Origin of the sequence: Delftia sp. 60 (genome assembly GCF_002754395.1) — a bacterium.
GTDB classification, from domain to species: domain Bacteria; phylum Pseudomonadota; class Gammaproteobacteria; order Burkholderiales; family Burkholderiaceae_C; genus Comamonas; species Comamonas acidovorans.
Genome location: NZ_PEFD01000001.1, coordinates 4,801,410 through 4,819,967 on the forward strand (window position 1 = coordinate 4,801,410; position 18,558 = coordinate 4,819,967).

The window sequence follows — 18,558 nt, forward strand, 5'->3', positions numbered from 1 at the left end:
CGTGCTCCTTGTGTCACTTGGGCTGGTAGCCCGGATGCCAGCGCAGCCACCAGTGCTCCAGCGCACGCGCAAACCAGTCGGCCAGCTTGCCCAGCAGGGCGTACAGCAGGATGCCGACCAGCACCACGTCGGTCTGCAGGAACTCGCGGGCGTTCATGGTCAGGTAGCCGATGCCCGACTGCGCCGAGATGGTCTCGGCCACGATGAGGATCACCCACATCAGGCCCAGCGAAAAACGCAGGCCGACGAGGATGGAGGACAGCGCACCCGGCAGGATGACCTCACGGTACAGCTGCCAGCGCGTGAGGCCGTAGCTGCGCCCCATCTCGATCAGCGCGGGGTCCACATTGCGTATGCCGTGGAAGGTGTTCAGGTAGATGGGAAAGAACACCGACACGCTGATCAGGAACAGCTTGGCGCTCTCGTCGATGCCGAACCACAGGATGACCAGCGGAATCAGCGCCAGCGCGGGAATGTTGCGCACCATCTGGATGGTGGAGTCCAGCAGCGTCTCCGCCCAGCGCAGCGAGCCCGTGAGCAGGCCCAGCGCCAGGCCCAGCCCGCCGCCGATGGCCAAGCCACCCAGCGCGCGGCCCGCGCTCACCTGCACATGCTTGAGCAGCTCTCCCGACTCGGCCAGCGCCTGCGCGGCGCGCAGCACATCCAGCGGAGCGGGCAGCACCCGCGTGGACAGCCAGCCGAAGGCCGAGGCGGCCTGCCAGACGGCGATCAGCGCCAGCGGCACCAGCCAGGGCACCAGGCGGCGGCCCACGCCGGCCGCAAAGCGCAGCAGCGGCGACCAGGAATCGCCGGCCGGGGGGCCGAGGAGGCCGGCAGCGCAGTAACGGTACGTGCATCGGACATGCGTGACTCCTTCAGCTTTGCGACGCGCGCGGCGAGTACAGGTTGGCAACGGTCTCGCCCAGCGGCCCGCCCACGCCGCCAGCCAGCCTGTCGCGCACGGACAGCGGCAGCAGCGGGAAGACCAGCTCGGCAAAGCGGTAGGCCTCCTCCAGGTGCGGATAGCCGGACAGCACGAAGGTGTCTATGCCCAGGTCCGCGTACTCCTTGATGCGGTCGGCCACGGTCTGCGCATCGCCCACCAGGGCCGTGCCCGCGCCGCCGCGCACCAGGCCCACGCCGGCCCAGAGGTTGGGGCTGATCTCCAGCTCGGCCCGCGTGCGGCGGCTGCCGCCGGCATGCAGGGCGGCCATGCGGCGCTGGCCTTCCGAGTCCATGCGCGCGAAGGCGGCCTGGGCCTGGACCACAGTCTCGTCCTTGAGGCGGCTGATCAGGCGATCGGCATCGGCCCAGGCCTCGTCCTCGGTCTCGCGCACGATGACGTGCAGGCGGATGCCGAACCTCACGCTGCGGCCATGGCGCGCCGCCTTCTCGCGCACATCGGCAATCTTTTTGGCCACCTCGACCGGGGGCTCGCCCCAGGTCAGGTAGGCATCGACCTGCTCGGCGGCCAGGTCGTGCGCGGCCTCGGATGAACCGCCGAAGTACACGGGCGGATACGGCTTTTGCAGCGGCGGGAACAGCAGCTTGGCGCCCTTGACCGAGAGGTGTTCACCTTCGTAGTCGAGCGTGCCGCCCTCATGGCTGCGCTCAAGGATCTCGCGCCAGATGCGGATGAACTCGGCCGATTGCTCGTAGCGCTGCGCATGGTCGAGGAAGACGCCGTCGCCCTCCAGCTCGGCGCGGTCGCCGCCCGTGACCAGATTGATCAGCAGCCGCCCGCCCGACAGGCGGTCGAACGAGGCCGCCATGCGCGCCGCCAGGCTGGGCTGGTGCAGGCCGGGCCGCACGGCGACCAGGAACTTCAGGCGCTTGGTGACCGGAATCAGGCTGGAGGCGACGACCCAGGGGTCCTCGCAGGAGCGGCCCGTGGGAATCAGCACGCCCTCGTAGCCCAGGCTGTCGGCCGCGATGGCGACCTGCTTGACATAGTCGTGGCTGAGCGGGCGGGCGCCCTCGGCCGTGCCGAGGTAGCGGCTGTCGCCGTGGGTGGGAATGAACCAGAAAACCTGCATGCGCTGCTCCAGTCAGGGGACGGAATCGAGGAAGGAAATCAAAGGGCGGAAGAAGGCCGTGCCGCCGCAGGCTCGGCCAGCCGCGCGTACTCGGCCGCCGAGGGCCGCCAGACGATGTCGGCCACCTGCACCTGGCGCGGAATCAGGCCCAGCCGAAAAAATGCATCGGCCACGCGCTGCTGGTCCACCACGGTCTGCGCAGCCAGCAGGCCCACGGGGGAGCTGGGCCGGCGCGCAATGAAGCGGCTGACCACCGCCGCATCCAGGCCGCTGAAGCCGGCCACCAGGGCCACGGCCTCCTGGCGTGCGCTCTGGGCCAGGCGATCGGCGCGCGTGAGCTCGTCGAACAGCGCGCGCAGCACCTGCGGATGACGCTCCACCAGTCCGCGCGCGGCCAGGTAGAACGAGGCGTTGCCCGACAGGCCTTCGCCATTGGCCAGCACGCGCGGGCGAATCGCCAGCTCGGTGGCCGCGTAGAACGGGTCCCAGATGGTCCAGGCGTCCACGCTCTTGCGCTCGAAAGCGGCGCGCGCATCGGCCGGGGCCAAGTACACGGGCTGGATCTCGTTCCAGGCCAGGCCCGCCTTGTCCAGCGCACGCACCAGCAGGTAATGGGCGCTGGAGCCTTTTTGCAGAGCCACGCGCCGGCCTTTGAGATCGGCCAGGGCGCGCAGCGGCGAGTCCGACGGCACGAGGATGGCCGAGCTCTCGGGCTTGGGCGGCTCGGCGCCCACGTACAGCAGGTCGCGGCCCGCGGCTTGGGCAAAGACCGGGGGTGAATCGCCGGTCAGGCCGAAATCCAGGCTGCCTGCGGCCAGGGCCTCCAGCAGCTGGGGGCCGGCCGGGAACTCCAGCCAGCTGACCTTGGTGCCCGCAAAGCGCTTTTCCAGCACGCCTTGCTGCTTGAGGATGACCAGGTTGACGGCCGACTTCTGGTAGCCGATGCGCAACTGCTCGGGCCCGGCCACGGCGGCCGGCGTCTCGGCGCGTGCGTACTGGCCAGCCAGGCTCCAGCTGAAAGCGGTGGTGCCCAGCAGTTGCAGGGCCTGGCGGCGCACGCGGTCCAGGCGGGGCTTCTTGGGGATGGCGTTCATGGTGCGGACTCCTTGCAGTGGGCTCAGGGGCGCGACGCGATCAGGTCCACGGGCGCGGCATGCAGCAGGTTGAGCTTGCGGGGGATGAGCTTGAGCTCGAAGAACGTGTCGGCGATCTGCTGCTGCTCGGCCAGGATCTCGCGCGTCACGGACGAGGTGCCGAAGCGGGCACGGCTCAGGTACAGCTCGGTAATGGACTTGTCCAGCCCCAGGATGCTGGACAGCTCGGCGGCCGCCGCCGTCTGGTTCTTCGAGGCCCAGCGGTCAATCCCATCGACCTCTTCGATGGCAATGCGCAGCACATCGGCATTGCGCGTGGCGAAATCGCGCGAGGTGAAGTAGTAGGCGCGGTTGTTGACCACGCCCGTGGCATCGGCCAGCAGGCGGGCGTCCAGCGTCTTTTGCGCGGCAGCCAGGAAGGGGTCCCAGATCAGCCAGGCATCGACGGAGCCGCGCTCGAAGGCGGCACGCGCATCGGCCGGCGCCAGGAAGACGGACTGCACATCGCCGTACTTCAAGCCATGCTTTTCCAGCAGCTTGACCAGGAAGTACTGCACGTTCGAGCCCTTGTTGTAGGCCACGCGCTTGCCCTTGAGGTCCTGCACGCTGCGGATGGGCGAATCCTTGGGCACGATCACCGCCTCCAGCCCGGGGCGCGGCACGGTGGCGCCCGCATAGACCAAAGGCGCGCCTGCGGCCTGCGCAAAGATAGGCGGGGCCTCGCCCACATCGCCGAAGTCGATGGAGCCCACGTTCAGCGCCTCCAGCTGCACGGGGCCGGCGTTGAACTCGATCCAGCGCACCGACACGCCCAGCGGCGCCAGCCGCTTTTCCAGCGTACCCCGGCTCTTCAGGATGGACAGCCAGCCCTTCTGGTGGCCGACGCGCAGCACGCGGTCACCCGCCTTGTCCTGGGCCAGGGCCGGGCCGCCCACCGTGGCGACTGCTGCGGCAAGGCCCGCGCCCAGCAGTTGGCGTCGGCGCCAGTTGGCTGTGTGTCGGGGGAAAGAATCGAACGAGACCATGACGGACATCCTTGGAAGAGTGGTGCGTGGTGCGTGGCGCAGGCAAAGCGCTGCCCATGCATGCGCGCGGCATGCAGCCAGAAAACAAAAAAGGGAAGGCGGAGCAAGGGGCGGCCGCCTGCAGGACCAGACCTGCAGACGCGCCGCACGAAGTCGTCAGGTGCTACATCGCCGGCTGGCGAAGGCCATGGCCTCGAAGCGAAGAAAAGAGCTGGATGCCACCACGCCTGCCTTGCCTGCCACTCCTGCCTTGTGCATCCGCACGCCTGCCTGCGCCGTGCGGCGCGCGGCCGGCAAAGAGTGGCGGGAGGTCAGGAAGATGGACATGGCGGATCGTGGGGGTTGGCAGGGGTCTGGGAAAGCGGGTGAATTCAGTGGGTGGGCGCCGGCCGGGCCGGCGCGCCGCACTCACTTCTTGGTGTAGATCTGGTCGAAGCTGCCACCATCGGCAAAGTGGTCCTTGTCGGCCTTGGCCCAGCCGCCAAAGGCCTGGTCGATGGTGACCAGCTCCAGCTTGGGGAACTTGTCCGCAAACTCGGCCTTGACCTTGGCATCCGTGGGACGGTAGTAGTTGCGGCCGGCGATGCGCTGGCCTTCCTCGGAGTACAGGTACTTCAGGTACTCCTCGGCCACGGCGCGTGTGCCCTTCTTGTCCACGACCTTGTCGACCACGGCCACCGAAGGCTCGGCCAGGATGGACAGCGAAGGCACGACGATCTGGAACTTCTCGGGACCGAACTCCTTGAGCGCCAGGAAGGCCTCGTTCTCCCAGGCCAGCAGCACATCGCCCACGCCGCGCTGCACGAAGGTGATGGTGGCGCCGCGTGCGCCCGTGTCCAGCACGGGCACGTTCTTGAACAGCTTGCCGATGAAGTCCTTGGCCTGTGCGTCGCCTCCGTACTTGCGCTTGGCGAATTCCCAGGCGGCCAGGTAGTTCCAGCGCGCACCGCCGCTGGTCTTGGGGTTGGGCGTGATCACCTGCACGCCGGGCTTGACCAGGTCGTCCCAGTCCTTGAGGTTCTTGGGATTGCCCTTCTTCACCAGGAAGACGATGGTGGAGCTGTAGGGCGCCGAGTTGTGCGGCAGGCGCTTTTGCCAGTCGGCCTTGAGCAGGTTGCCGTTCTTGACCAGGGCGTCGATGTCGCCGGCCAGCGCCAGCGTGGCCACGTCGGCGTCGATGCCGTCGATGATGGAACGCGCCTGCTTGCCCGAGCCGCCATGCGACTGCTTGACGCTCACGTCCTGCCCGCTCTTGGCCTTCCAGTGCTTGGCGAAGGCCTGGTTGTATTCCACGTACAGCTCGCGCGTCGGATCGTAGGAGACATTGAGCAATTGCACCGACTGGGCCAACGCCGGCAGAGCCGACAGGGTCAAGCCCGCGATCAGGCCGGCGGCGACAGGAAACTTGATAAAGTGGCGGCGAATTTTCATTGGAGTGTCGGTAGAGAGTGGAGACGACGGTCTGGTGCCGTGGAAAGCATTCTCAAAGCCAACTCTTAAAACTCAAACCAATAAGATTTCAGTTTGTTATTCCCAAAACATCTGAATCTCCACAAGACAAGGACTCAATTCCCCATGGCACGTACCGTTCACTGCATCAAGCTTGGCGTTGACGCTGAAGGCCTGGACTTCCCGCCCTACCCCGGCGAGCTGGGCAAGCGCATTTTTGAAGGCGTGAGCAAGCAGGCCTGGGCCGACTGGCTCAAGCACCAGACGATGCTGGTCAACGAAAACCGCCTGAACCTGGCCGACGCACGCGCCCGCCAGTACCTGGCCCGCCAGATGGAAAACCACTTTTTCGGCGGCGGCGCCGATGCTGCGGCCGGCTACGTGCCTCCTTCGGCCTGAGCCGCTTCGCGCCCTTTCACCGCCCCCGTCGCACCGCGCCGGGGGCGGTTTCATTTGCGGTGCCGCAAACGGCCGCCGCCCAGAGACCGCCTACAATGCCCGCCTTCTTGCGCTGGACGGCGCAGTGGCCGCACACCCTGCGGCGCGGGCCGGTCTTCACCCGAGGTTTTCCGTGCTTCCATCCGTCTCCCTGCTGGAATCGTTCCAGGCATCGCAGTTCACCGTCATGCTGGTGATCTACCTCGTGGCCATCACGGCCGAAGCCATGTCGGGCGCGCTGGCGGCGGGCCGGCGCAACATGGACATCTTCGGCGTGGCCGTGATCGCCTTCGTCACCGCGCTGGGCGGCGGCACCATCCGCGACATGGTGCTGGGCCACTACCCCATCGGCTGGACGCAGCACCCTGAATATGTCTACCTGGTCATCTCGGCCGGGCTGCTGACCATCGTCTTGGCGCGCCACATGCACCATCTCAAGCAGGTCTTTCTGTTGCTGGACGCCATGGGGCTGATCGCCTTCTCGCTGATCGGCTGCAACGTGGCGCTGGAGCTGGGCTACCCGCCCGTGGTGGTGGTGATGTCGGGCATGCTGACCGGCATCAGCGGCGGCATTCTGCGCGACGTGCTGTGCAACCAGGTGCCGGTCGTCTTCCGGCGCGAGCTGTACGCCAGCGTGTCCCTGGCCGTGTGCCTGCTGTTCCTGGGGCTGCGCACGCTGGAAGTGGGCTCCAACCTCAGCACCGTCGTCTGCTTTGCGGGCGGACTCACGCTGCGCCTGGCCGCCATCCGCTTCAAGTGGCGGCTGCCCGTGTTCTCCTACCAGCAGCGCTGGGAGGAGTAGTTCTGCCCCTTGCCCATGTCCGAACCCATTGACTGGCTGCCCGATGGCACGCCCTACAGCCCGCGCTTCGGCGACCGCTACCACAGCGAACTCGGCGGCCTGGACCAGGCCCGCCACGTCTTTCTGGGCGGCTGCGGCCTGCCGGCGGCCTGGGCAGATGCGCCGCAATGGCGCATCCTGGAGACCGGTTTCGGGTTCGGGCTGAATTTCCTCGTGGCCTGGGAAGCCTGGAAGGCCGATCCCCGGCGCCCGAGGCTGCTGCATTTCGTCTCGGCCGAGGCCTTTCCCGTCAGTGCCGACGCCATGCGCCAGGCCATCCCGCGCGAACCAGGATTGCGCCTGCTGGCCGAAGAGCTGGCTACCCGGTTCCAGGGCCTGCTGCCCGGCGTGCACCGCCTCGCCTTCGAGCAGGGCCGCGTGCTGCTGACGCTGTACATCGGCGATGCCCAGGCCATGCTGCGGCGCCAGCAGCTGACGGCCGACAGCATCTACCTGGACGGCTTCACGCCGGAACTCAACCCCGACCTCTGGAGCGCCGACACCCTGCGCGCGCTGGTGCGCCATTGCCGACGGGGCACACAGCTGTCCACCTGGTGCGTGGCGCGCACGGTGCGCGATGGCCTGGCCCAGCACGGCTTTCAGGTGCGCAAGGTGGATGGCGTGCGCCCCAAGCGCCACAACCTGCATGCCGTCTTCGACCCGGCCTGGCAACCGCGCGGGCCGCGTGCGCAGCCGCAGGAAGCCATCACCGCACGGCGCTGCATGGTGCTGGGTGCAGGCATCGCCGGCGCGGCCGCTGCCGCCAGCCTGTCGCGCCGTGGCTGGCAGGTCACCGTGCTGGATGCTGCCGACGCGCCTGCAGCGGGCGCCTCCGCCCTGCCCGCGGGCCTGTTTTGCCCCCATGTCTCTCCCGATGACAGCCTGCTGTCCCGCCTGAGCCGCGACGGCGCACGCCTGACCCTGGCGCAGTTGCAAATGCTCTCCGGCCAGGGCCTGCTGCAACCGGGCACGGACTGGTGCGATACCGGCGTGCTGGAGCACGGCGTGGAAGCCGCCCCGCGGCTGCCGCGCGACTGGCAATCCCCCGGCCCGGGCGACCACTGGAGCCGGCCCGCAAGCGCCGATCAACTCTCGGCGGCCGGCCTGCCCGCCGACGCCCCGGCCTGCTGGCATGTGCAGGCCGGCTGGGTGCGCCCGGCGCGGCTGGTGCAGGCGCAGCTGGCGCTGCCCGGCGTGCGCTGGCAGGGCCGCGCCTGCGTGGCGCGTCTTGCATGCATCGACACAGCCGGTGGCGCGCCCGTCTGGCAGGCCCTGGATGCACAGGGCAATCTGCTGGCCGAGGCTGAACTGGTCGTTCTCGCCCTGGGCCCCGCAACCAATGCGCTGCTGGAGCACAGCCTGGATGCGCAGGCCACCTGGCCGCTGCAGCCCATTCGCGGCCAGGTCAGCTGGGATGTGCACACCCCGGCCAGCGCGCAGGCCATGCCGCCCTTTCCCGTCAACGGCCATGGCAACCTGGTGCCTGCCATGCCGCTGCCCGGCGATGCAGCCAGGCCAGGCTGGGTCATGGGATCGACCTTCGAGCGCGACCAGACCGCGCTGCCGCCCAGCCCCGAAGACCAGGCCGCCGCCCATGCAGCCAATGGCGCCAAGCTGGCGCAGCTGCTGCCACGTGCCTACCAGGGCCTGCAAGGCTTCTTCGACGCGCCACCGCGCGCCACCTGGGGCGCCGTGCGCGTGGCCTCGCCAGACCGGCTGCCCGTGGTCGGACCGGTGTCCGATCAGGCTCCCGGCCTGTGGGCGCTGACGGCCATGGGCTCGCGCGGGCTCACCCTGTCGCTGCTGTGCGGCGAGCTGCTGGCAGCACGCCTGCACGACGAACCGCTGCCCCTGGACGCCAGGCTGGCGGCTGCCCTGGCCAGCGAGCGCCTGGGCCGCAGGCGCTGAGCCGTTGAACCGCCCGGCCGCTGAACGGCCCGGCATTCACACAACGGCCTGAAAGAAAACCCGAGTCTTCCCGCAGACGGTTTTTTGTCACTCGTTATGTTTTTCAGTGCATATCGCTAGAATCCGGAACCTGTTTTCAAAAGGAAACAACCAGCCGCTCCCCGCGTTCAACCACACAAGAACCTGAAACCGTGACCCGCCAGCCCCGCTCCTGCGCTCCCGCATCTTCACCCGCCCTCTGCTCACCCTCGCTCCGCCTTCGTTCCACGCTGACACACGCCCTGCTGCTCGCAGGCCTGGCCGCCAGCACGCAGGCGCAAGCCCAGGTCGAGGCCCAATCGGGTGCACCTGCAGCACCGGCTTCGCAGACCTTCCAGTTGGGCACGGTCGATGTGCACGGTGCGCGTGATGAAGCAGAGGCCATATCCGGCGATGAACAGCGACTGGGCGCCGCCGAGATGCGCCAGCGCAATGCCGACACCGTGGCCGACGCCGTGCGCCTGCTGCCGGGCGCCACGCTGTCGCGCAACAATCGCAACGAGGAAATGATCTACCTGCGCGGCTTCGATCCGCGCCAGGTGCCGGTCTTCGTGGACGGCGTGCCGTTGTACGTGCCCTATGACGGCTATGTGGACTTCGGCCGCTTCACCACCTTCGACCTGTCCGAGATCCGCGTGGCCAAGGCCGGCGCCTCGCTGATGTATGGCCCCAATACGCTGGGCGGCGCCATCAACCTGGTCACGCGCAAGCCGGTCAAATCCTTCGAGGGCGATGCGCGCATCGGCGCAGGCGCAGGCGGCGAACGCAAGGCCGCCGTGAACCTGGGCGGCAACCTGGGCACCTGGTACTACCAGCTGGGCGCCTCCTACCTGGACGCGGACAGTTTTCCGCTGCCCAAGGGCTTCAAGGACTTCAAGAAGCAGCCCACCGACACGGGCAACTACCGCGACAACGCCTACCGCACGGACAAGCGGCTGTCGTTCAAGCTGGGCCTCACGCCCAATGCCACGGACGAATACGCGCTGGGCTATGTGCGCCAGGAAGGCGAGAAGGGCAACCCCGTGTATACCGGCAGCGCCACGGGCAAGAACGTCATCCGCTACTGGCGCTGGCCCTATTGGGACAAGGACAGCGTGTACTTTCTGAGCACCACGCGCATCAATGCCGACAACCTGCTCAAGACCCGCATCTACCACGACACCTACCAAAACGGCCTGGACATGTACACGGACGCGAGCTACACGCGCCATGACCCCACCAGCAGCTACAAGGACGTGAGCCAAGGCGCCAGCGTCGAGTGGGCCAACTACAGTTTCAAGGGCCATGCGCTGCGCCTGGGTGCGCACTACAAGATCGACGAGCACACCGATGCCGCCTCGGCCAAGGACCCCAGCAAGCACTACCGCGACGTAACGCGCTCGCTGGTGGTCGAGGACACGATCTCCCTGGCCGAACGCTGGAGCCTGAACCTGGCGCTCAGCCACGACCAGCGCGATGCGCGCGAGGTCTACCAGTGGCCCACGGGCTCCGCCAGCGCCACCAATGGCGTGGCCAAGCTCGGCTATGCGCTGGGCGGTGGCAGCGAGGCGTATTTCATCGCCTCGCACAAGACGCGCTTTCCCACCATCAAGGACCGCTACTCGGCACGCATGGGCACGGCCCTGGCCAACCCCGACCTGCAGCCCGAGACGGCCAACCACCTGGAGCTGGGCGTCAGCGGCTCGCCCTGGCAGGGCGGCCAGGGCCAGGCCGCGCTGTTCTACAGCCGCGTGCGCAACCAGATCCAGACCGTGGTCGTGGCCTCGGCCGAATGCGGCGGCACCACCTGCAACCAGGCGCAGAACGTGGGGCGCACGCGCAACATCGGCATGGAGCTGTCCCTGGCCCAGCAGCTGTCGGCACAGTGGAGCATGAACGCCGGCTACACCTACCTGAACCGCCGCAACACCAGCGACTCCAGCATCACGCTGACCAACACGCCGCGCCACCGCCTGCTGGCCGGCGTTCAGTGGCGTCCGCTGGCGCAGTGGGAATTCAATGCCGAGGTCGAGACCGAGAAGGGCCGCTACGTGCCGCTGTCGGGCAGCGGTCAGCTGCAGACGCTCAAGCTGTCGGGCTACGGCATTGCCAACCTGCGTGCACGCTACAAGCCGCGCAGCGACATCACCGTGGACTTCGGCGTGGCCAATATCGGCGACAAGTGGTACCAGTTCGATGACGGCCTGCCCATGCCGGGCCGCAGCTGGTATGTCAACCTGGGCTATCGCTTCTGAAGCACGGACTGCCCCCTGAATCCATGGAACCGCTCTGCCCCGATCGCCGCCGCCTGCTGGGCGCCCTGCCCGCGCTGGCAGCCCTGAGCGGCTGCGCCAGCCTGCCGGCAGAAGCTGTCAGCGTCGACGTGGCCGTGGTTGGTGGCCTGTCGCTATGCGGCGTCTGGCCGCGCCTGGCCGACATGGCGGGCCGCAGCCTGGGCCTGTCCGTGCGCACCGCCGTTGCCGCGCCCAAGGAGGGCGTGATCCCCGCCATGGCCCAGGGCCGCGCCCAGCTGCTGCTCATCCACGCCAGCGACGAAGCCATGTCGCTGGAGGCTGCCGGCCTGGCATCGGCCGCGCGGGTCTGGGGCTGGAACGAGCATGTGTTCGCCGGCCCTTCGCACGACCCGGCCCGCGTGCGCGGCGCGGCCGATGGCGTGGAGGCCATGCGTCGCATCGTTGCCAGCGGCTCGCCCTTCATCGCGCTGCGCGACCCCGGCAGCTATACCGTGGTCCAGCGGCTGTGGCGCCGCGCCGGCATACGGCCGGACGTCCGCTGGCTGCGCGCCGACACCGGGCCGCGCCCCCAGGCCGTGCTGCAGTTGGCGGCCGAGCTCCAGGCCTATGCCGTGGTCGGCCATATCCCGCTGCATTTCGGCAAGATGGGCGCACCCGGCATCGAGCTGCTGCTGCACGGCGACCCGCTGATGCGCCGGCCCTATGTGCTGCTCACGCCCGGGCCGCGCCATCCGGCCGACGCTGGCCAGCGCCGCAGCGCGCAACGGCTGGCAGAGCATCTGCTGTCCGCACCGGGCCAGCAGGAACTGGCGCTGGCCAATGTGGCAGCCGGAGGTCCCTGGATCTTCGGGCGCGACAGCATGCCCCTGGTCAACGACACCGGCGGCGGCCAGGAGTAAAAACCTGCCTGGATTCCACAAGCACCGCATGCCATGAACTCACCTGCCACCCTGCCCTGGCCGCCCTGGTCCATCCCGACGACGAACATGCAATGGAGCTGCTGCTCGAACGCGTGGCACGCCGCCTGCAAGGCGCGGGCTGGCGGGTGGGCGGGCTGGTGCATCGCCAGGACCGCTATGCCAACGGCAACAAGCGCATGCAGCTGTTCGACCTGCGCAGTGACCGCCAATTCGAGCTGTCCCAGGACCTGGGCTGCGCCTCGCGCGCCTGCAGTCTCAACCCCCAGGCCCTGGCCCAGGCCAGCGCCGTGCTGCGCCAGGCGCTGGACGATGGCGTGGATCTGGTGGTGATCAACCGCTTCGGCATCGTCGAGGCCTCGGGCCAGGGCTTTGCCGCCGAATTCGCGGCCTTTGTCGAGGCCGGCACGCCCGTGCTCACGGCCGTCGCGGCCCGCCATCTTGAAGACTGGCGCAGGTACACCGGCAGCCTGCATGCCGAGCTGGCAGCCGATGAGGTGCAGATAGAGCAATGGTGCCAGGCACAGCTTGAGCGCCGTGGCCGCGCCAGCCCATCCCCTGACTTTCATGACCGATCTTCTGTTCACCCGCCGCCGCTGGCTGGGCCAGGCCATGGCGGCACTGGCCTCATCGGCTCTTGTTCCCGGCCATGCCCAGACCACAACCATTGCCGCGCGCATAGGCCAGATACCGGACGCGACCAAACTGCGCCGGGTGTTTGCTGCCGGCCCGCCCGCAGGCGTGCTGGTGGCCACGCTGGCACCGCACAAGCTGCTGGGCTGGCCCCAGCAGCTGGACGATGTCTCGCGCGCCTATCTGGGGCCCACACTGCAGGCGCTGCCGCATCTGGGCCGCCTGTCCGGGCGCGGCAGCACCATGCCGCTGGAGTCGCTGCTGAAGCTGCAGCCCGACCTGGTGCTGGACGCCGGCACGGCCGATGCCACCTATATCTCGGCCACCGAGCGGCTGGCGCGCCAGACCGGCCTGCCCTGCGTGCTGATCCAGGGCTCGCTGGCCGACCAGCCACGCCAGTTGCGCGAGGTCGGCGCCCTGCTGGGCGAGGCCGCACGCGGCGAAACCCTGGCCCGCCATGCCGATGCCGTGGCGGCGCTGGCGCAGCGTGCCACCAAGGGCATGGCACCGGCCGAGCGCCCGCGCGTGTACTTCGCACGCAGCGCCAATGGGCTGGAAACAGGGCTGGCGGGCTCCATCAATGTGGAAGCCGTCGAGTACGCGGGCGGGCGCAATGTGGCCGCCGATGCAGGGCATGGCGGGCTCACGCGCGTGTCCATGGAGCAGATCCTGGCCTGGGACCCGCAGGTCATCGTCACGCAGGAACCCGGCCTTGCCGAGCGCATGCGCCAGGACCCGCTGTGGCGCGGCGTGGCCGCCGTGCGCTCGGGCCGCGTGCACGGCGCGCCGGTCTGGCCCTTCGGCTGGCTGGATGGTCCGCCTGGCGTCAACCGGCTGATCGGTGTGCGCTGGCTGCTGGAAAAACTCCACCCGCAGGCGCCGGACCTGCAGGGACTGCCGCCGTTGGAACGCGAGGTGCGCGACTTCTACCGCCTGTTCTACGGCGCCGACCTGTCGCCCGCAGCGCTGGGCAGGCTGATGGAGACTGCGCGTTGATGCCTGCCACAGGCCGCCGCCTGGGTTGGGTGCTCGCGCTGGCCTTGCTGGCCGCCGTGCTGCTGTGGGCGCTGGCGGTGGGTCAGTTCTCCATCGCGCCGCAGCAGCTGTGGCAGTCGCTGCTGGCGCGCGCCACGGGCACGGCGTCCCCTTGTCCGCCAGCGCCGAGACCGTGCTCTGGAACATCCGCCTGCCGCGCATCGCCGCAGGCCTGGCCGTGGGCGCCACGCTGGCGGCGGCAGGCGCAGCCTACCAGGGCATGTTCCGCAACCCGCTGGTCTCGCCCGACATCCTGGGCGTCTCGGCCGGTGCCGGCCTGGGCGCGGTGCTGGGCATCTTCCTGGGCTGGTCCATGGCGGCCGTTCAGGCCCTGGCCTTTGGTGGCGGGCTGGCCGCAGTGGCCGTGGTGGTGACCATCAGCGCCAGCGTGCGCCGGCATGACCCGGTGCTGGTTCTGGTGCTGGCCGGCATTGCGCTGGGCGCGCTGCTGGGCGCGGGCATCGCACTGGTCAAGACGCTGGCCGACCCCAATACGCAGCTGCCATCCATCACCTTCTGGCTCATGGGCGGCCTGAGCGCCGTGACCCTGCCCGAGCTGGGTGCCACGGCACCCGTGATGCTGTGCGCCCTGCTGCCCCTGATGCTGCTGCGCTGGCGCATCAACCTGCTGGGCCTGCCCGACGAGGAGGCACTGGCCCTGGGCGTGCCCGTGGCACGCCTGCGCCTGCTGCTGGTGGCCTGTGCCACGCTGGGCACGGCGGCGGCCGTGTCGCTGGCCGGCATCGTCGGCTGGGTGGGGCTGGTGGTGCCGCATGTGGCGCGCCTGCTGGTCGGCCCCAATTTCGTGCGCCTGCTGCCGGCCTCGGCGCTGCTGGGCGCGGGCTTCGTGGTGGCGGCCGACACCCTGGCGCGCAGCGCGGCGCGCATCGAGCTGCCGCTGGGCATTCTCACGGCCCTGGTCGGCGCGCCCTTCTTTCTCTACCTGCTGTCGCGCACGGGGCGCAATGACTGAAGTGCAGGCCCCACCCGTGCTGCAGACGCTGGCCCTGGCCACGGGCCATGGGCGCCGGCGCGTCAGCCAGGGGCTGGACCTGGCCATCACCGCAGGCGAGGTGCTGTGCCTGCTGGGCCCCAACGGCTGCGGCAAGACCACGCTGTTCCGCACCGTGCTGGGCCTGCTGGCGCCGCTGGCCGGAGAGGTGCGCGTGCAGGGCCAGCCCGTGCACAGCTGGCCGCGTGCCGAGTTTGCGCGGCGCGTGGGCTATGTGCCCCAGGCGCAGGCCGGCGTCTTCGGCTTCGAAGTGCTGGACATGGTGCTCATGGGCCGTGCCGCGCGCCTGCCTGCGCTGGCCCGGCCTTCAAGTGCCGACCGTGCCCTGGCGCTGGGCTGCCTTGAGCAGTTGGGCATCGCCCATCTGGCGCTGCGCCCCTATACCGAGCTGAGCGGCGGCGAGCGCCAGCTGGTGCTGATCGCACGCGCCCTGGCCCAGGAGCCCGCGCTGCTGGTCATGGACGAGCCCACGGCCAGCCTGGACTTCGGCAACCAGATCCGCGTGCTGGACCAGATTGCCGCGCTGCGTGCACGCGGCATGGCCGTGCTGCTGTCCACCCACCAGCCCGAGCATGCGCTGCAGGTGGCCGACCGCATCGCCCTGCTGGGCCGCGGCGGCCTGCAGGCCTGCGGTGCGGCGGCGCAGGTGGCGACACCGGCCGCGCTGGCTGCGCTCTATGGGGTGAGCGAGGCGGCGGTGGCGGCGCGGCTGCCCGCAGACCTGGACAGGCGCAGCGTTGGCATCTAGTGCTTGGGAACGGGCAGCTTCCAGCCAGGCGGGGGCTGCAGCGGGCGACCTGCGTCCTTGAGCATGCGCTCCAGCAGTTGCTGTTCGCTGTGGATGGAGGAATCGGACAACAGCCGGACAAACGGATCGCCACCCGCCTGCATGCTCAGTGGGTTGGACTTGTGCATCAGCCAGTCCAGCTGGCGCCGCCGGGATTGCACTGCAGCGCGCTCGGCAGGGGTGCTGGCAAGCCAGCGCCGTATCGCCAGTCCAAAGGCCTCATCCAGCACGGTGGATGAGCGTTCCGTCATCAGATGCGCCACATGCAGGCAGTCGGCATCTCGCGCCGGGGCATCGCCCCGCTTTTCGGGTTTGCAGGCATCGATCAAGGTCCGGTAGCCCGGCAGTTCAAAGGCCGCCCAGATGCCCATGGCCGTGATGGCAGCGCCTTCCTCGGGGCGGTAGGGCTGCCCACCTCCAAACGCCTGCAACTCCTCGGCCGTGGGCGGGTGTTTCAGCAGCACCGACTGCATCCAGCGCACGCCCTCATACATGTGCAGGTCCGCATAGCGGCTGTCGCGCGCGGCAGTCAGCAACTCCTGCGGCCCCAGCGCCTGCCACATCAGCGCAGTGAGATTACTGGGTTCCAGCGCCAGCCAGCGGCGCGCAGCCTGCGACCGCAACTCGCCTTCACGTTCAGGCGCCCTGGCAGCCAGCAGTTGGTAGGCCAGCACGTCCTGCCCGGCCCGCTCCAAGGCGGCCTGGCGCCATTGCGGGGCTCGGCTGTCGGCATCCTCTTGCAGGAAGGGTGGGACCGACAGATTGATCAGGATGGCCGCAAAGGCCAGATCGCGCCCGCTGCCGGAACCGGCCAACTGCGCCGCCACGCGATGCAGATACGCATCCCAGGCCGATTCCCGTGCGGATTCGTCGGGTTCAGGCGTGTCAGCTGTGTGCGCTGCTGACAACGGAGACGGCGGCGGTGCCGGCTTCTGGGCCTGCGCCTGAGCAGCAGTTGCCAATGCCAAGGCCAGCCCGATGGCGGCACAACGGTTTCGCATTCTGAAATCCTCCCTCTGGCCGGAAAGCATATCGGCCGCTCATGCGTTTGACATACCCAGCCCCACAAAGCCTGCTGCCATTCACTTATATCCATATCCACATACTTGCAGGACAAAACAATCGTTTGCTTCTATAAGGCCATTGCTTACATTTCCGTCCATGCAGGGTTCTGCGCGCGTTTCCCGCAAGTGCCTCGGTGCCACGCAATGAACCCCTGCACCGCCGCCACTGGCGGCAGTCGAAGACCCCACATCCGAAGCGCCATGTACCAATACACCGAATTCGACAAACAGTTCATCCGCCTGCGCGCCGAGCAGTTCCGTGACCAGCTCGAACGCTGGCAGGCCGGCAAGCTCTCGGAGGATGAGTTCAAGCCCCTGCGCCTGCAAAACGGCTGGTATGTGCAGCGCTACGCGCCCATGCTGCGCGTGGCCGTGCCCTACGGCGAACTGTCCAGCGCCCAGTTGCGCGTGCTGGCCCGCGTGGCCCGCGAGTACGACCAGCCCGACGCCGCCCTGCTGGCCGAGGCCCGCGCCACACAGGACAGGCTGGGCGACATCCCGCTGCACGACGGCCGCCGCATCGGCTCCGACCTGAAGTTCGGCTACGGCCACTTCACCACGCGCACCAACGTCCAATACAACTGGATTCCGCTGTCCAAGGCCGCCGACGTGATGGACCTGCTGGCCAGCGTGAACCTGCACGGCATCCAGACCAGCGGCAACTGCATCCGCAACATCAACAGCGACGCGCTGGCGGGCATTGCCATCGACGAGATCGCCGACCCCCGCCCCTTCACCGAAATCCTGCGCCAGTGGAGCACGCTGCACCCCGAGTTCAGCTTCCTGCCGCGCAAGTTCAAGGTCTCCATCAGCGGCGCCGAGGAAGACCGCGCCGCGCTGGGCTGGTACGACGTGGGCCTGCAGTTGCTCAAGAACGAGGCTGGCGAGCTGGGCTTCAAGGTGCGCGTGGGCGGCGGCATGGGCCGCACGCCCACCATCAGCCCGGTGCTGCGCGAGTTCCTGCCCTGGAACCAGCTGATGAACTACCTGGAAGCCGTGATCCGCGTCTACAACCGCTACGGCCGCCGCGACAACGCCTGGAAGGCGCGCATCAAGATCCTCGTGAAGTCCGAGGGCCAGAACTTCATCGACCAGGTCGATGAGGAATTCCGCCAGATCGTCGAGGTCGAGGGTGGCCCCCACACCATCACGCAAGCCGAGTACGACCGCGTGGCCGCCAATTTCCGCGAGCCCGAGCTGGACCTGTCGCCCGCCAATGCCGAGGCCGAGACCCTGGCCCTGCTGCGCACGGCCGCCGAGGAAGACAAGGACTTCGGCCGCTGGCTGATCAGCAACGTGCGCCCGCACCGCCACCCGCAACTGCGCGCCGTGCTGCTGTCGTTCAAGCGCCTGGGCTACGCGCCCGGCGACGCCACGGCCGACCAGATGGATGCCGCCGCCGCGCTGGCCGACCAGTTCTCGGCCGGCGAGATGCGCGTCACCCATGAGCAGAACCTGCTGCTGCCCTGGGTGCGCCGCGACCAGTTGCCCCAGCTGTACAAGGCGGCCAAGGCCCTGGGCCTGGCCAAGCCCAACATCGGCCTGCTGACCGACATGATCGCCTGCCCCGGCGGCGACTTCTGCTCGCTGGCCAATGCACGCTCCCTGCCCATTGCCGAGGCCATCACCGAGCGCTACCAGGACCTGGACGAGCTGTGGGACCTGGGCGAGATCGACCTGCACATCAGCGGCTGCATCAACAGCTGCGGCCACCACCACAGCGGCCACATCGGCATCCTGGGCGTGGACAAGGACGGCAAGGAGTGGTACCAGATCACGCTGGGCGGCGCCGACGGCTCCCACCTGTCGGGCCCGGCCACGCCCGGCAAGATCATCGGCCCCTCGTTCAGCGCCGCCGAAGTGCCCGGCGTGATCGAAGCCCTGCTGGCCACCTACCGCGAGCAGCGCCAAAGCGAAGGCGGCCGTTTCGAGACCTTCATCGCCACCGTGCGCCGCGTGGGCATCGACCCGTTCAAGGCCGCCGGCAATGGCGCCCGCCACCCCGCCAAGCACACCGAGGAAGCGGCCGCCTGACCCCAGGTGAGA

General features: G+C 68.8%; 15 protein-coding genes and 2 pseudogenes. 10 read left to right on the forward strand and 7 right to left on the reverse strand.

Going from position 1 to position 18,558, the window contains the following annotated elements; all coding sequences use genetic code 11:
• Positions 1-13: 13 nt before the first annotated feature.
• The 6 genes from ssuC to CLV01_RS21810 form a co-directional block, all read right to left on the reverse strand.
• Entirely contained in the window at positions 14-793 is a 780-nt protein-coding gene (gene ssuC, locus CLV01_RS21790) for an aliphatic sulfonate ABC transporter permease SsuC (RefSeq protein ID WP_180288484.1), read from the reverse strand.
• Between the two features lie 82 nt (positions 794-875).
• Complete coding sequence (ssuD, locus tag CLV01_RS21795; RefSeq protein WP_099733220.1) at positions 876-2,036, reverse strand: FMNH2-dependent alkanesulfonate monooxygenase; 1,161 nt, start codon at positions 2,034-2,036, stop codon at positions 876-878.
• Between the two features lie 38 nt (positions 2,037-2,074).
• On the reverse strand, positions 2,075-3,130 hold the full coding sequence (locus CLV01_RS21800; RefSeq protein WP_099733219.1) for an aliphatic sulfonate ABC transporter substrate-binding protein: 1,056 nt from the start codon (positions 3,128-3,130) through the stop codon (positions 2,075-2,077).
• Between the two features lie 23 nt (positions 3,131-3,153).
• On the reverse strand, positions 3,154-4,155 hold the full coding sequence (locus CLV01_RS21805; RefSeq protein ID WP_016448337.1) for a sulfonate ABC transporter substrate-binding protein: 1,002 nt from the start codon (positions 4,153-4,155) through the stop codon (positions 3,154-3,156).
• A 156-nt stretch (positions 4,156-4,311) separates the two neighbouring features.
• Positions 4,312-4,482, reverse strand: coding sequence for a hypothetical protein (locus tag CLV01_RS29250; protein WP_180288444.1), 171 nt, complete (start codon positions 4,480-4,482; stop codon positions 4,312-4,314).
• An 81-nt stretch (positions 4,483-4,563) separates the two neighbouring features.
• On the reverse strand, positions 4,564-5,586 hold the full coding sequence (locus CLV01_RS21810) for a sulfate ABC transporter substrate-binding protein (protein ID WP_013801660.1): 1,023 nt from the start codon (positions 5,584-5,586) through the stop codon (positions 4,564-4,566).
• A 144-nt stretch (positions 5,587-5,730) separates the two neighbouring features.
• Here CLV01_RS21810 and CLV01_RS21815 point away from each other — a divergent pair, with 144 nt between their 5' ends.
• From CLV01_RS21815 to CLV01_RS21855, 9 genes and pseudogenes are all read left to right on the forward strand, one after another.
• Positions 5,731-6,003 (forward strand): oxidative damage protection protein, encoded by a 273-nt coding sequence (locus CLV01_RS21815; RefSeq protein WP_013801659.1) that lies wholly within the window; start codon positions 5,731-5,733, stop codon positions 6,001-6,003.
• A gap of 172 nt (positions 6,004-6,175) precedes the next feature.
• The gene (locus CLV01_RS21820; RefSeq protein ID WP_099733218.1) at positions 6,176-6,844 is read left to right on the forward strand and encodes a trimeric intracellular cation channel family protein; all 669 of its coding nucleotides are present in this window, start codon (positions 6,176-6,178) and stop codon (positions 6,842-6,844) included.
• A 15-nt stretch (positions 6,845-6,859) separates the two neighbouring features.
• Positions 6,860-8,791 carry an FAD-dependent 5-carboxymethylaminomethyl-2-thiouridine(34) oxidoreductase MnmC gene (mnmC, locus tag CLV01_RS21825; protein WP_099733217.1) on the forward strand — a complete coding sequence of 644 codons (1,932 nt, stop codon included), beginning with the start codon at positions 6,860-6,862 and terminating at the stop codon, positions 8,789-8,791.
• 191 nt (positions 8,792-8,982) lie between these two features.
• Positions 8,983-11,064, forward strand: a complete 2,082-nt coding sequence (locus CLV01_RS21830; protein ID WP_099733216.1) for a TonB-dependent receptor plug domain-containing protein — start codon at positions 8,983-8,985, stop codon at positions 11,062-11,064.
• A gap of 23 nt (positions 11,065-11,087) precedes the next feature.
• Positions 11,088-11,963, forward strand: a complete 876-nt coding sequence (locus CLV01_RS21835) for a tungsten ABC transporter permease (protein WP_099733215.1) — start codon at positions 11,088-11,090, stop codon at positions 11,961-11,963.
• A 92-nt stretch (positions 11,964-12,055) separates the two neighbouring features.
• Positions 12,056-12,436 (forward strand): annotated as a pseudogene (locus tag CLV01_RS21840) (DUF2478 domain-containing protein); the annotation flags it as partial.
• Between the two features lie 112 nt (positions 12,437-12,548).
• Positions 12,549-13,610: an iron ABC transporter substrate-binding protein gene (locus tag CLV01_RS21845; RefSeq protein ID WP_099733214.1), complete on the forward strand. Its 1,062-nt coding sequence runs from the start codon at positions 12,549-12,551 to the stop codon at positions 13,608-13,610.
• Positions 13,610-14,622 (forward strand): annotated as a pseudogene (locus CLV01_RS21850) (FecCD family ABC transporter permease). The gene CLV01_RS21845 and the pseudogene CLV01_RS21850 overlap by 1 nt, the downstream one beginning before the upstream one ends.
• Positions 14,615-15,409, forward strand: a complete 795-nt coding sequence (locus CLV01_RS21855) for an ABC transporter ATP-binding protein (protein WP_099733212.1) — start codon at positions 14,615-14,617, stop codon at positions 15,407-15,409. Before CLV01_RS21850 ends, CLV01_RS21855 begins: the two are co-directional and overlap by 8 nt.
• Here the strand turns inward: CLV01_RS21855 and CLV01_RS21860 are convergent.
• Positions 15,406-16,449: a hypothetical protein gene (locus CLV01_RS21860; protein ID WP_099733211.1), complete on the reverse strand. Its 1,044-nt coding sequence runs from the start codon at positions 16,447-16,449 to the stop codon at positions 15,406-15,408. The genes CLV01_RS21855 and CLV01_RS21860 overlap by 4 nt on opposite strands.
• A 264-nt stretch (positions 16,450-16,713) precedes the next feature.
• Between CLV01_RS21860 and CLV01_RS21865 the strand changes: the two genes are divergently transcribed.
• A complete protein-coding gene (locus CLV01_RS21865; RefSeq protein WP_099733210.1) occupies positions 16,714-18,546 on the forward strand; it encodes a nitrite/sulfite reductase in 1,833 nt (610 codons plus the stop codon).
• The last annotated feature ends 12 nt before the right edge of the window (positions 18,547-18,558 follow it).